Genomic DNA, 13,382 nt, shown 5'->3' on the forward strand with positions numbered 1-13,382 from the left:
GAATACCTATCATAAATGGGACGACGTGCGTTGGCACTATGATACCCAAGCTCAATAGTAAAGGACAGGGAAAGGGGTTGGCGCTACAGGAAAGCAACGCCAACAAAGGTATAAAATAGGTTTATTCAACGTAGAATTTTTGCTTGAACTGTAAGTTCGTGTTCAGTTGATTGCCATATTTAATTGCGATATTGAAGTTGATTTCCTGATCATCGCGGTAGGGCACTTCGGCAATGTAATAAATCGCATCACCTTCGCGGATCTCTTTAAACGTTAGATTGATTCGCGCATCTAACAAATTATTAGCAACTCCAGTAATTTCAACGGGTACTGCGGGCTTATTCGCTTCGCTAATATCTAATACGGCAATATTGATGATGCCAGTGTAGTTACTGCGCTTAATGCCATAGGATTTGGCTATGCTAGGCGTTAAAAATGTACTGCCAAGTGCCATGTAATGAATATCAAAATTGCCGACAGTTTCTTTTTGCTCGGCATTTGCAACACCGCAAAGGCTGGCCGTGAGGGCTAATACAGCGAGAAGATTACGGAACATGATGGGATACCTCATATTAGGGAATGTTGGATTATAGGGCCGCTGTGACTATTTTTTTCAATAAATTAATAGCATTCAAAGGATTAATTCGTTTTCAGTTGTACGATTCTTTAACTAATTGATCTTTCAACTGAATTACTTTTCACTATCTTGCCCCATCAGTTCAGTAATGACACTTGGGATGATCTTAGGGTCAATAATGCGGATTTGTTTATGTCGGCCAAGTTCACCTTTTATTATGTGAATGTCGCTCTTTGGCACTTTAAAAGCTTTTGCTAAGTACTTGCTTAAATGGGCATTCGCTTTGCCATCAATAGGCGGCGCAGTGATGGCTACTTTTAGCTCATCACCGTGCAATCCTACAATTTGATCTCGGCTAGCCTTAGGCTGAATGTAGAGATTAAGCAGCAAGTCACCTTGCTGCAAAGTCACTGCACTCATTAGATCACAGCCCAATAAGGGATATATTGAGCAAGTAACATATTGAGGAAATTCATACCAATAATGACCAGCATTACGGATAAATCTAAACCACCAATTGGCGGTATGATACGACGTATTGGTGCTAATACGGGTTCAGTTAACTGACCCATGATCATTACAATTGGATTATAGCCTTGGTTAAACCAGCTTAAGATTGCGCGTATTAATAGCATCCAAAATAGCAGTACCCCTGCTTTTTTGACCACAGATACAACGGCAAACAGCAAAAATAACAGTATGTCTATGCCACCGCCCGCAATGAGGCTAATTAGTAGCAGCTTGGCTATCACAACCAATAATGCGAGGACGAAAGATGCGGTATCAAATCGCCCTAAGGAAGGCAAAATACGGCGCATTGGTGCGATGAGCGGGTGAGTTGCTTTAACAATAAATTGGCTAAAAGGATTGTAAAAATCAGCCCTTGCCAGTTGTAACCAAATCCGCAAAATCACCACCATCAAATAGAGATCGAATAGAGTGGTGATTAAAAAGGTAAATGCATTCATCGAGATTTCTACCTATTAAAGTTCGATATAAAAACGTGTTAGTGGATCAAAATGTTTTAGCCATTTCTTCTGCACGATTAATACAGTTTTCCATGGCTTTTTTTACTAAGCCGCGCATATCCGCAGCTTCAAATGTCGCCAGCGCTTGTGCGGTGGTGCCGCCCTTTGAAGTAACATTCTCCCTTAAATTACCTAAGGTCAGTTGTGGGTTTTGCTTTGCCATCATAGCAGCGCCAAGCGCAGCTTGCTGCACTAAACTTCTGGCTTTTGTTTCATCCATTCCCATTTCTTTGCCTGCATCTATCATAGACTCCATTAGCAAAAAGAAATAAGCCGGTGAACTGCCCGATAATGCAATCACTTGATCTAAATCTGACTCTTCATTTACCCACACTATTTCGCCGCCGCTTGACATCAAACGATCGCAAATGGCTTTCTGCTCGGTAGTAATGCTTTGAGGCGCATAGAGGCCAGTCATACCAACACTAATTTGCATCGGCGTATTTGGCATGGCGCGGATAAGCTTGATGTCTTGTGCCAGATAGTCGGTATATCGCTTTGCTTTAATGCCCGCAGCGATAGTGATGACTAACTTATTCGACAGCTCGACTGTCTGTAATGCTTCACAAACTTGTTGCATCAATTGTGGTTTTACTGAAAGTACTATGACATCGGCAGCTTGCGCCGCTGCCAAATTATCCTGAGAAACCAAAATCCCAAAATCGTCTTTTAGTGCATCGAGTTTACCTTGGCTGGGATTAGTCGCTTGGATGAGTTGAGCTGGATAGCCGCTATTGATTAAGCCACTGATGATGCTGCGCGTCATATTGCCGGCACCGATAAAGCAGATTTTCTGTTGATCCATTTGATTCTCTTCAGTGTGTTAACCGTTAACTTGTAACATCTTCACCTTAAATTAAGATGATAAAACGGTTAGTCATTTGAATGACTGAGCCTGATTATCGACTCTCGCTAATTGCTCTTAAATCGTTAATGTTCGGTGTTCTTAAATACAGTATTTGGGCATAAAGTGCTAAAAACAAGGTTAAACTGACCTCTAACTAAATGCCGAACGTGGATTTTACGCAGCGTAATTGCGCTCACCAAAAATGGCACTGCCAATACGCACCATAGTTGAACCGCAGCTAATCGCTGTATCTAGGTCATTACTCATCCCCATTGAAAGCGTATCTACAGCGGGATAATGCGTTTTAAGTTCTTGAAATAGATTGTTTAACATGGAAAACTCTTTAAGCTGCAACTCTGTATCTGCGGTAGCCGTTGGAATTGCCATTAGGCCCCTCAGTGCTAAGTTAGGTAGCTGAGCTATCAGTTCGGCCAGTGGCAGCATTTGAGCCGCATCTATGCCAGATTTTGTGTCTTCAGCACTGATATTAATTTGAATACAGACGTTTAATGGCGCCAATTCGGCCGGACGTTGCTCATTGAGACGTAGGGCAATTTTGTCGCGTGAAACGGTATGCATCCAATCGAAATGCTGGGCGACTATGCTGGTTTTATTGGATTGGAGTGGGCCGATAAAATGCCATTCTATGTCCGGGAAATCCCCCTTGAGCGCAGTAATTTTTTCAGCGCCTTCTTGGACATAGTTTTCGCCAAAGCAACGCTGACCCGCTTGGTAGGCTGCTATAATGTCTTCAATAGGTTTAGTCTTGCTGACGGCAAGTAAGCGAATACTGCTGGGGTGGCGGGCACATTTTTGCGCTGCTTGTGTGATCCTGCGCTGTGCGATTGCGAGTCTGTCTGCTATTGTTGTCATGATGTAATTATCTAGTTGCAAGGATATCCCAAACGATGGAAATCACTGAGTTATTGGCATTTAGTGTAAAACACAAAGCCTCGGATCTACACCTTTCTGCAGGGATATCTCCAATGATCCGTGTTGACGGTGAAGTGAGAAAAATTAACCTGCCCGCGCTCGATCATCAAGGTGTACACAGCTTAGTGTACGACATAATGAATGATAAGCAGCGCAAGGACTACGAAGAACATTTAGAAATCGATTTCTCGTTCGAAGTCCCTAATCTTGCACGCTTTCGTGTTAACGCATTCAATCAATCCCGTGGTGCAGCGGCTGTGTTTCGTACCATTCCAAGTGACATTTTGTCACTTGAGCAATTGGGTGCGCCGGAAATTTTTAAAAAAATTGCCAGTTTCCCTCGCGGATTGGTGCTAGTGACTGGACCTACGGGGTCGGGTAAGAGTACCACACTTGCCGCCATGGTGGATTACGTGAATGAAAATCGACATGATCATATCTTAACCATTGAAGATCCTATCGAATTCGTTCACCAAAATAAGCAATGTTTGATTAACCAACGTGAAGTTCACCGCCATACCCACAGCTTTAATGCGGCGCTTAGAAGCGCACTGCGTGAAGACCCAGACGTGATTTTAGTCGGTGAGATGCGTGACCTTGAGACCATCCGTTTGGCGATGACCGCCGCTGAAACAGGCCACTTAGTGTTTGGTACCTTGCATACTACTTCTGCCGCGAAAACGATTGACCGTGTGGTCGACGTATTCCCCGCCGGTGAAAAAGATATGGTGCGCACTATGTTGTCAGAATCGCTGCAAGCGGTTATTTCGCAAACCCTGATTAAAAAGGTGGGAGGAGGCCGTGTCGCCGCCCATGAAATCATGATGGGCACGCCCGCTATCCGCAACTTAATTCGTGAAGACAAAGTAGCGCAGATGTATTCGGCAATTCAAACAGGTATGGCCCATGGAATGCAGACCTTAGAGCAATGTTTACAAAACTTAGTCAATCGCGGTCTTATCACTCGTGAAGATGCAATGGCGAAAAGTTCGAATAAACAAGCGACATTTTAAGGATTTATGATGGATGTTCGTCCGTTTTTAAAAGTGATAGTGGAACGCAAAGCCTCCGACTTGTTCATCACAGCGGGTTTTCCGCCGAGTGCCAAGATTGACGGTGAATTGCGTCCATTGGCAGAAAGTGCGTTTACACCAGCACAATCACTGGATTTTGTTGAGTCGTTAATGACTGAGGCTCAGAAGCAAGAGTTTCATTCCACTCGTGAGTGTAACTTCGCTTTTGCGGCAAAGGATTTAGGTCGTTTTCGGGTGAGCGCTTTTTGGCAGCGTGAATCGCCTGGCTGTGTGATGCGCCGTATTGAGACTAAAATCCCTGATGTCGATGATTTAAAATTGCCGCCTATTCTAAAAGATCTAGTGATGAGTAAACGTGGCCTCATCATTATGGTAGGCGGAACGGGAACGGGTAAGTCAACGTCCTTGGCGGCCTTGGTGGGTTATCGCAATGGTCATGCTCGTGGGCATATTTTGACTATTGAAGATCCGGTTGAATTCGTTCATGACCACAGAAAAAGCATTATCACCCAGCGTGAAGTGGGCATAGATACTGAATCTTTCGATGCGGCGCTAAAAAGCTCCCTTCGCCAAGCTCCCGATGTGATCTTGATTGGTGAAATCCGTACCCAAGAGACGATGGAGTTTGCGCTGTCATTTGCAGAAACGGGTCACCTTTGTATGGCAACCTTGCATGCCAACAACGCCAACCAAGCGTTAGACCGGATTATGCATCTCGTGCCTGAGAGTAAACACCAACAGTTATTGTTCGATTTATCATTGAATTTACGCGGTATTGTGGCACAGCAATTGATACCTAAAGTTGATGGCACAGGGCGTCGCGCCGCGATTGAAGTATTGATTAACACCCCAAGGGTGGCGAGTTTAATTGCGAAGAACGAGCTGCATTTACTCAAAGAAACCATGGCAAAATCCAACGAGCAGGGTATGCAGACGTTCGATCAGGCCTTGCTGAAACTTTATGTCGATGGCGAGATTAGTTACGCCGATGCGCTGCACCATGCTGATTCACCAAACGATTTACGTTTGATGATTAAATTGCAGAATAAAGAATCCACGGGCTCAGGTTTTATGGAAGGTGTCACCTTAGACATGGACTAGCGCGATAGTCCGGTTCTGGGTTAGGCAGCTCTTTATGGGCTGCTTTTTGTTTGTGTATTAGATTTTCGTTCAGCTCAATCGGTTCTACTTCATCGCTATGTTGCCATTATCCATAGCTTTTATTTTTTAATTCAATATGATCTTTACCCAGTGCGTTTGCGTAATGTACTGGTAAAGGAGAAAGCAATGAAAAAATTACCCATGATATTCGCTATGACAGCGAGCTTGATGAGTGTTGGCGCTATGGCGGCCACTTGTCCCGAGTATCTGAACCTTGAAGTACGAAAATTACATTCTGAAGAGACAGTTAATCTGTGTGAATTGACTCAGGGAAAACCAGTGTTGATTGTTAACACGGCTAGTAACTGTGGTTACACCCCGCAGTTTAAAGCGCTCGAAAAATTGCATGAAAACTACAAAGATAAAGGCTTAGTGGTCATTGGTTTCCCATCGGATGATTTTTTCCAAGAAGAAAATGATGAGAAAGATACGGCTAAGGTGTGTTACATCAATTACGGTGTCACCTTTACTATGCTGTCGACATCGCCAGTACGTGGTAGTGACGCTAATAGTGTCTTCAAATACTTAGCTGAAAAAACCGGTGCGCCTAAGTGGAATTTTTATAAGTATGTCGTCAGCGGTGATGGCGTGGTTGTGCAACAGTTCAATTCTAAAGTAAAGCCAGATAGTGAAGAGCTTAAGCAAGCGATAGAATCTGTACTTTAATCTTACGAATATTTATTAATTAAGAGGCTGTTTTGGCTAAATTTTCAGGCTTATCCAAAGAAGTTGGACACGGGCAGCGCGGCAAAGTAGGCGTGTTGTTGTTGAATTTAGGTACTCCAGATGAACCCACAGCATCTGCTGTTAGACGTTATCTTGCAGAGTTTTTAGCAGATCCCCGAGTCGTCGAGATCCCTAAGCTAGTGTGGATGTTGATTTTACACGGGATTATTTTACGGGTACGGCCAGCAAAATCGGCAGCATTATACCAAAAGGTATGGACTGCGGCAGGTTCACCGTTAATGGACATTAGTTTGCGTCAAACGGCAAAGTTAGCGGATAAGCTTAAAGCTGATAACCATGATGTTTCTGTGCATTTAGCAATGCGTTACGGTAATCCGTCGGTTGCTAGCACCTTGCAGACTATGCATCAAAATGGCATAGATAAAATCGTGGTGTTACCTCTGTATCCCCAATATGCGGCCCCAACCACAGGTTCTGCATTTGATGCGATTGCGGCTGAGTTGTCCAAGTGGCGCTATATTCCAGCACTGCATTTTATTAATACTTATCATGACAATGCTGACTTTATTAACGCGTTAGCCAGTTCGATCACGGCTGATTTTGAAGCCCATGGTAAACCGCAAAAATTGGTGTTGTCTTACCATGGTATGCCTGAGCGTAATTTGCATTTAGGCGATCCGTATTACTGCTTCTGCATGAAAACGACTCGACTGGTTACCGAAAAGCTTGGGTTAGGTAAAGATGAGTTTGTCATGACTTTCCAATCGCGTTTCGGTAAAGCCAAATGGCTACAACCTTATACCGATGCGACTTTGAAAGCGTTGCCGCAACAAGGCGTGCGTGATATTGCTATCGTCTGCCCAGCTTTTAGCGCTGATTGTTTAGAAACGCTGGAAGAAATTGTTGGTGAGAATGGTCATCTCTTTGCCGAGGCGGGTGGTGAGAAGTTCCGTTACATCGCTGCACTAAACGATGATGATGCACACATTACTATGATGGCCAACTTAGTGAAGCCACATTTTTGAACCGGTAATTTATCGGGTTAAACATCAAACTAAAAGGATAAGGCAACTTATCCTTTTCTTTTTTTTGTAGTTTTATTTATTGTGGCATTACTTGCTGAAGTTATTTTCGAAGTAGCTTTCGATGATAAGGACGGCAGACACCGCATCGACTTGACCTTTGGTCAGTGCCTTAAACCCGCCCAATTCGAATAATCTGGCCTTAGCATCAGTGGTAGTTAATCGCTCATCTTGAGTGGCTATTTTGACTTTGAACTTAGCATTGATGCGATTAGCAAATTTACGCGCCCTGTGGGTCATATCTTGCTCTGTGCCATCCATGTTTAAAGGCAGACCAACGACGACTAAGTCGGGTTGCCACTCTTTGATTAAGTCGCCTATCTGATCCCAATTTGGGATACCATCGACGGCCTTGAGTGATAATAACGGTGTGGCGCTGGCAGTGATCTCTTGGCCTATAGCCACACCAATACTTTTAGTACCAAAATCAAAGCCTAATACGGTTTTCGAATTCATAGTGTGCTGACTTATATTAAGAAATAGGCTTAAGCGTGACCCGCTTGAGCAGAAACTTGCCAAGCATCAAATCCGAGAGCACGACTGGCCTGTGGCCAACGGTCTTCGTGTTTAATGTCAAACAAGAGCGCATTCGTTGCTGGAATTGTGAGCCAAGAATTATCGGCAAGCTCTTGTTCGAGCTGATCTTTACTCCATCCAGCATAACCTAATGCGACGAGAAACTTCTCGGGCGATCTGTTGCTTCCAATAGCGGTTAACACATCACGGGAAGTGGTTAGCATTAAACCAGAACCCAGATCTGTGCTATTGGCCCAATAGGGCTGAGAGGTATGCAGCACAAAGCCGCGATCTTGGGAGACGGGGCCGCCCATCATGACACTGGTATTGAGCACTAAATCCGCGGAGACTTGCTCTGCCGGCAAATCCATTTGTTCTAATAGCGAATTAACTTCGATACTGAGCGGTTTATTGATCACCAGCCCCATGGCGCCTTTGGCATCATGTTCACAGATATAAATGACTGAGCGTTCAAAAAACGTACCGTGTAGTGAGGGCATGGCAATTAAGAAATGGTTCTGCAAACTCTCCATTAAACTACTCCGTTTGATGTGGCTAAGTTGATCTAGCTTGCTGCTATATTACTAAGTCGGGCGAGATTAACCGCCAGCTAATTTAACTTTGTAGTTTTGTTTCTCAAGTAATAGCTTTAATTGCTCGCGGTTGTCCGTTTGGACCTCAATAGTGAAATCTTTAACCGTACCACCACAACCACATTGTTTCTTAAGGGTTTGTGCCATTGCTTTTAACGCTGCTTCATCGAGACCTAACCCTGAGATAATCGAAACGCCTTTACCTTTGCGGCCTTTACTGTCTCTGTGGATCCTGACTATGCCATCGGATTCAGGAATCGCTTTAGTGGCGGGCTCTGCATTTATACGGCCTTTGTCGGTACTGTACACTAAGGATACATTAGGATCTGCTTTCATCGGTTTCATTCATTGATATTAGAAGGTGACTTATACCGACTCAGTTTATCAAATTTGCAGAGGTTCTGGGAGGTAAAAAAAGACCACTTGAGGATTCTCCTTAAGTGGCCAATACAAAATGCTAACTCTTTGCAGGGAAGTAAGCATATTTTTGAAAAAGGGAGCGTTATCAGCCGTTTTAATTTATGCGCATAAAGACCATGACGATCAGCGCTACTGCAGTCAGTAAGGCGCTGGGCATAATAAATTTATGCAGCTTAGGTAACGCAATTAAGCAGGCGGTAGTCACAAAGCCGAATGCGGCGACTGTCGCATAGTTAGTACCATTCGCGACGGCATCTATGACCAACCAGCCAAGTACAATGAGAGGTAAAATCAGTAAGCTGACGGGCAAATGACGCTTTATCTTAGCGTTATTGGCCTCGAGTGAGATTTTTTCTGGAGCAAGGAAAAAAATGGCTGATGCAACCAAAAACGCGCTAATAAACCAGTACATTTCAACACCCCCTTTAAATCTCAATTGATAATCATTATCATCTTTGATTTTGCTGAAGTCAAGCTGAATGAGATGCCGCTTTTTAATCAATTGAGTTGTAGATTAGGCTATTGCTCTGTAAGCTAAATTCATATCTCTGATACTTGTCTTTGTTCGGGTCGAACATCTGAGGAAATTAAGATGAAAAATATTTTTGTAGCATTAGCTGTGTTGGCACTCAGTGCCTGTAGTTCGATGAAGTCAGGTTGGGATTTTGATCCTAGCGCCAATTTTACCCAATATAAAACCTATGCTTGGGTTGCTCAGAAAACGGATTCTGCTGGATATCATTTGGATGGCTTGATGGACCAACGGGTCAGAGAAGCGGTGAATAGCCAGTTAGCGAGTAAGGGGATGACATTAGTTGATGCAAAAGATGCTGATGTACTTGTTAATTATCTGACTAAAGTTGATAAGAAGATTAATGTTGATACCTTCAATAGTAATTTTGGCTACAACCCATACTATGGTCCAGGATGGGGTTGGGGCGGCAATATGCAGACCCAAACCACAGTAAGAGAATATGAAGTCGGTACCCTGATTATTGATTTGGTTGATAATAAAACCACTAAACTGATCTGGCGTGGTTCTGTTGCCGATACCATTCGCGACAAAAATACCCCAGAAGAAAGAGTACAGATCATCAATCAAGCAGTGGGCAGTGTAATGGCAAATTATCCACCTAAGCCTGACACTAAGTAGTTCTGATTCAGTTTGAATGAACATTAAGCGGCCTAAGGGCCGCTTTTTTTGTGGTTGATTTTTATGTTTTTTGTCTACGGTATTAGATGATCTGCAGTTATTTATCATCTGATTGGATTTACGTTATTAATACTTATTAAAAATTCTATTTTCATAGATGAAAATGAGGAGGTAACATTTTTGTAACTAGCTATTTTGTATAATATTTATCCTGTAACTTAATAAAGTTATAGGAATCAGCATCAGATTATTAATAAGATGATGAATTAATTTTTCTAATGATGAATTCAAAATAAAATCATTATAGAACTGAGAGGTTATCAGGCAGAATCAATTCTTTGAGTTGTTGGTAGTAGCAAAGATGCATGAGACGCAGATTATTGGATTACTTTGGCTGATTGGGATTATTGCTGAGGCGATGACGGGCGCTCTGGCGGCTGGCCGCAAGCAGATGGATTTGTTTGGTGTGGTGATCATTGGCTGCGCAACGGCAATTGGTGGCGGCACACTAAGGGATATGATGCTCGGAAATTACCCCTTAATTTGGGTTGAGCATGTGCATTACCTTATTGCGATTGCATTCGCTTCTTTGCTCACTGTCGCTATCGCCCCTGTGATGCGTTATCTGTCTAAGTTATTTTTGGCTATTGATGCCTTAGGCTTAGCCGTATTCTCCATCGTGGGCGCACAAAAGACGTTAATGCTGGGATTTAGCCCAACAATTGCCGTAGTCATGGGATTGGTCACAGGTGTCTTTGGTGGCGTTATCCGCGATATTCTGTGTAACCAAGTGCCTTTGATTTTTAAGAAAGAACTCTATGCGGTGATTTCACTACTGACGGCAGGCTTGTATATCGTCTTAAAAGCCTATCAGTTAACGGAATGGATTAATCTGGTTATTTGTTTAAGCGTTGGTTTTAGCTTACGGATGTTGGCGCTGCGATATCATTGGTCTATGCCAACCTTTGACTACCAATCCAGTGGCGATCAGCATACACATTAAATCGTAAAACCAAATCGTAGAAATAGAACCGTTAAACAAAAGGGCAGCTAAGGCTGCCCTGTTTTTAGCTGTGAATTACTGCTGGGCTTGAAGGGTTTTCAAGGCTTCAAGGGCAGCATCATAGTTAGGATGCTCTGTGATGTTTGGTACTAACTCTTGGTATTGGAGCTTACCTTCTGCATCTATGATGAAAATGGCTCTAGCCAGCAAGCCGTAATCTTGAATTAACAAACCATACTTTTCACCAAAATCACGCCACACGCTATCTGATAGCACTTTGATTTTATCTACGTTTTCCACTTTACAGAAACGCTTTTGTGCGAAGGGTAAATCGGTACTGATTGTTAGCATGATGACGTCATCGGAAAAATGGCCAACTTCGCTGTTGAAGCGCTTCGTCTGCAGTGCGCAAACACCTGTATCTAGGCTTGGCACGGCACTTATCAGTACAGTTTTACCCTTAAAATCACTTAGCATCACTGGCGTGAAATGCTCATCAACGACTTTAAACCCTGGCGCCATTTGCGACAATTTTGGTCTTTTCCCTTCTAAGGTGACTGTTTTTTCACCCATTAAAACCTGTGTTTTCTCACTGGCGAGTGTATTGGGGCTCATCAGAACTAGGCTATAAATACAGCTTGCGGCTAAAAATGAAACATATTTTTGCATTGGATTTCCTCACACATGAATATCTGTGCCTTCGCTAATATCTGTCCATTAAGGTACGCTAAAATGATGCGTAGAACCATAAAAAAAGGTCGGTAATTACCGACCTTTTTTATCCACTAATTGTTATTTGCTTAGTGGCAATTCTTTGACATGGATATCCATTTGTGGAAATGGAATACCGATATCTGCAGCGTCTAATGCATTTTTTATTTGCTCAAGCAGTTGGAAACGTGCAGTCCAATAATCAGATGTTTTTACCCAAGGACGAACCACGAAATTGATTGAAGAGCTAGCCAATTCAGAAAGTCCAACTGTATATGCTGGATCTTTTAACACATACTGGTTGTTATCTAAAATATCGGTCAATACTTTTTTAGTGAGTGCGATATCAGCGGAATAAGATACACCAATCACTAAATCGATACGACGACTATCCATTGCTGAGTAGTTAGTGATAGTGCCATTCATGATAGATGAGTTTGGCGCTACGATAACTTTATTATCAGGAGTGCGAAGCTTGGTTGAGAATATGGTTATTTCATCAACAGTGCCGGCGATACCTGCAGCTTCAATATAGTCACCTACGCGGCAAGGGCGGAATAACACCATTAACACACCCGATGCAAAATTAGACAGAGAACCTTGTAGCGCTAAGCCTATTGCTAAACCTGCAGCACCGATAACGGCTACCAGTGATGCGGTTTGTACGCCAATTTGGCCTAACGTAGCAATAACCGCGAAAACAAATACCACTGCCCAAGCGAGGTTAGCGACAAATGAAACGACTGTCGGATCAACTTTACGGCTGTTAAGTAATTTACGAACAAGCTTCTGTGCTACGCCCGCAAAGTATTTACCAACAAAGAAGATGATAATGGCGAATAATGTTTTTAAGCCATAAGTCACAATCAGATCTGGTGCTTGCTTTAATAAACCTTCGAGGTTTTCCATTGAATAACTCCCTAAATATACGCTAACAAAAACTATTTATTATTGACGATAAATTCTACTCGTCGATTTAAACTGCGCCCTTCGCTAGAACGGTTGTCCGCTACAGGTTCAGATATACCTTTACCTATTACGGTAAAGCGATTTGGATTAAAGCCATAATCTTCAACCAAAATACGTTTTACATTTTGAGCCCGTTGAAGTGATAGTTGATAATTAAACTCTGGTGTACCAACGATATCTGTGTGGCCTACTAAGGTTAATTCAGCATCATTTGTTTCTAAGAATGCTTTTACTAAGGCTAAAGTTTTCCATTGAGAAAAGTCAACCTTGGCAATGGCAAATTCAAAATACACCATAGCTGCAGAAATATTATGACAATCTGTGTTTAACTCAGCATTTGAATGACTCATATCGCAAACTGGTGATGCAGTCATTTCCACAGCGGCTTCTTCCACACAACCATTAGCCATAACAGGTGTATTTGGCTCTGTGTTAGGACAGGCATCTTTGATATCTGGCACTCCATCTCGGTCAGTGTCAGACCAAGCAAATACCTGTGATGTTAGGCTTAAACTTAATAGCAAAAGCGCTAGCTGAATCCATCGAGATTGGGAGTTTTTCACTACAAATCACCTATTGAACGATAAGTATTAGTCAAAATTACTAAAGCGATCGCATTGTTGTAGCATGACCATCTTAGTGTGGCATTCTAACGAGTAAGACTCTTT

General features: G+C 42.8%; 18 protein-coding genes. 6 read left to right on the forward strand and 12 right to left on the reverse strand.

Features of this window, described 5'->3' with window-relative positions:
• Positions 1-121: 121 nt before the first annotated feature.
• The 5 genes from HUB64_RS18900 to HUB64_RS18920 all read right to left on the reverse strand — a co-directional run bounded on the left by HUB64_RS18900 (position 122) and on the right by HUB64_RS18920 (position 3,325).
• Positions 122-556, reverse strand: coding sequence for a DUF4426 domain-containing protein (locus HUB64_RS18900; protein ID WP_105251872.1), 435 nt, complete (start codon positions 554-556; stop codon positions 122-124).
• Positions 557-691: 135 nt separating this feature from the next.
• Positions 692-997, reverse strand: coding sequence for a DUF167 family protein YggU (gene yggU / locus HUB64_RS18905; RefSeq protein ID WP_028761286.1), 306 nt, complete (start codon positions 995-997; stop codon positions 692-694).
• On the reverse strand, positions 997-1,545 hold the full coding sequence (locus HUB64_RS18910) for a YggT family protein (protein WP_105251874.1): 549 nt from the start codon (positions 1,543-1,545) through the stop codon (positions 997-999). The genes yggU and HUB64_RS18910 overlap by 1 nt, the downstream gene beginning before the upstream one ends.
• A 46-nt stretch (positions 1,546-1,591) precedes the next feature.
• The gene (gene proC, locus HUB64_RS18915) at positions 1,592-2,410 is read right to left on the reverse strand and encodes a pyrroline-5-carboxylate reductase (protein WP_173497619.1); all 819 of its coding nucleotides are present in this window, start codon (positions 2,408-2,410) and stop codon (positions 1,592-1,594) included.
• 216 nt (positions 2,411-2,626) lie between these two features.
• Positions 2,627-3,325: a YggS family pyridoxal phosphate-dependent enzyme gene (locus tag HUB64_RS18920; RefSeq protein ID WP_028761283.1), complete on the reverse strand. Its 699-nt coding sequence runs from the start codon at positions 3,323-3,325 to the stop codon at positions 2,627-2,629.
• Positions 3,326-3,360: 35 nt separating this feature from the next.
• Between HUB64_RS18920 and HUB64_RS18925 the strand changes: the two genes are divergently transcribed.
• From HUB64_RS18925 to hemH, 4 genes are all read left to right on the forward strand, one after another.
• Positions 3,361-4,398 (forward strand): type IV pilus twitching motility protein PilT, encoded by a 1,038-nt coding sequence (locus HUB64_RS18925; protein WP_006082517.1) that lies wholly within the window; start codon positions 3,361-3,363, stop codon positions 4,396-4,398.
• Positions 4,399-4,407: 9 nt separating this feature from the next.
• Positions 4,408-5,520 carry a PilT/PilU family type 4a pilus ATPase gene (locus HUB64_RS18930; protein WP_028761282.1) on the forward strand — a complete coding sequence of 371 codons (1,113 nt, stop codon included), beginning with the start codon at positions 4,408-4,410 and terminating at the stop codon, positions 5,518-5,520.
• A 186-nt stretch (positions 5,521-5,706) separates the two neighbouring features.
• Complete coding sequence (locus HUB64_RS18935) at positions 5,707-6,246, forward strand: glutathione peroxidase (protein WP_173497620.1); 540 nt, start codon at positions 5,707-5,709, stop codon at positions 6,244-6,246.
• A 32-nt stretch (positions 6,247-6,278) separates the two neighbouring features.
• Entirely contained in the window at positions 6,279-7,292 is a 1,014-nt protein-coding gene (hemH, locus tag HUB64_RS18940) for a ferrochelatase (RefSeq protein ID WP_173497621.1), read from the forward strand.
• 87 nt (positions 7,293-7,379) lie between these two features.
• On the opposite strand, the gene ruvX is transcribed toward hemH, so the two are convergent.
• From ruvX to HUB64_RS18960, 4 genes are all read right to left on the reverse strand, one after another.
• Entirely contained in the window at positions 7,380-7,805 is a 426-nt protein-coding gene (gene ruvX / locus HUB64_RS18945) for a Holliday junction resolvase RuvX (RefSeq protein ID WP_028761279.1), read from the reverse strand.
• Positions 7,806-7,834: 29 nt separating this feature from the next.
• Entirely contained in the window at positions 7,835-8,398 is a 564-nt protein-coding gene (locus tag HUB64_RS18950) for a YqgE/AlgH family protein (protein WP_028761278.1), read from the reverse strand.
• A gap of 66 nt (positions 8,399-8,464) precedes the next feature.
• Positions 8,465-8,794 carry a stress response translation initiation inhibitor YciH gene (gene yciH, locus HUB64_RS18955; protein WP_028761277.1) on the reverse strand — a complete coding sequence of 110 codons (330 nt, stop codon included), beginning with the start codon at positions 8,792-8,794 and terminating at the stop codon, positions 8,465-8,467.
• A gap of 178 nt (positions 8,795-8,972) precedes the next feature.
• Positions 8,973-9,290, reverse strand: a complete 318-nt coding sequence (locus tag HUB64_RS18960) for a hypothetical protein (protein WP_012587171.1) — start codon at positions 9,288-9,290, stop codon at positions 8,973-8,975.
• 180 nt (positions 9,291-9,470) lie between these two features.
• Here HUB64_RS18960 and HUB64_RS18965 point away from each other — a divergent pair, with 180 nt between their 5' ends.
• Together HUB64_RS18965 and HUB64_RS18970 are read left to right on the forward strand one after the other, a co-directional pair.
• On the forward strand, positions 9,471-10,031 hold the full coding sequence (locus HUB64_RS18965; RefSeq protein ID WP_028761276.1) for a DUF4136 domain-containing protein: 561 nt from the start codon (positions 9,471-9,473) through the stop codon (positions 10,029-10,031).
• A gap of 361 nt (positions 10,032-10,392) precedes the next feature.
• Positions 10,393-11,034 carry a trimeric intracellular cation channel family protein gene (locus HUB64_RS18970; protein WP_028761275.1) on the forward strand — a complete coding sequence of 214 codons (642 nt, stop codon included), beginning with the start codon at positions 10,393-10,395 and terminating at the stop codon, positions 11,032-11,034.
• 75 nt (positions 11,035-11,109) lie between these two features.
• Here HUB64_RS18970 and tpx read toward each other — a convergent pair whose 3' ends face one another.
• The 3 genes from tpx to HUB64_RS18985 form a co-directional block, all read right to left on the reverse strand.
• Positions 11,110-11,703, reverse strand: a complete 594-nt coding sequence (gene tpx / locus HUB64_RS18975; RefSeq protein ID WP_105251878.1) for a thiol peroxidase — start codon at positions 11,701-11,703, stop codon at positions 11,110-11,112.
• Positions 11,704-11,826: 123 nt separating this feature from the next.
• Positions 11,827-12,654: a mechanosensitive ion channel family protein gene (locus HUB64_RS18980; RefSeq protein WP_028761273.1), complete on the reverse strand. Its 828-nt coding sequence runs from the start codon at positions 12,652-12,654 to the stop codon at positions 11,827-11,829.
• Positions 12,655-12,686: 32 nt separating this feature from the next.
• Positions 12,687-13,277, reverse strand: coding sequence for an OmpA family protein (locus HUB64_RS18985; protein WP_028761272.1), 591 nt, complete (start codon positions 13,275-13,277; stop codon positions 12,687-12,689).
• Positions 13,278-13,382: the final 105 nt, after the last annotated feature.

The organism is Shewanella sp. ISTPL2, from assembly GCF_013283205.1.
Taxonomy (GTDB): Bacteria; Pseudomonadota; Gammaproteobacteria; order Enterobacterales; family Shewanellaceae; genus Shewanella; species Shewanella oncorhynchi.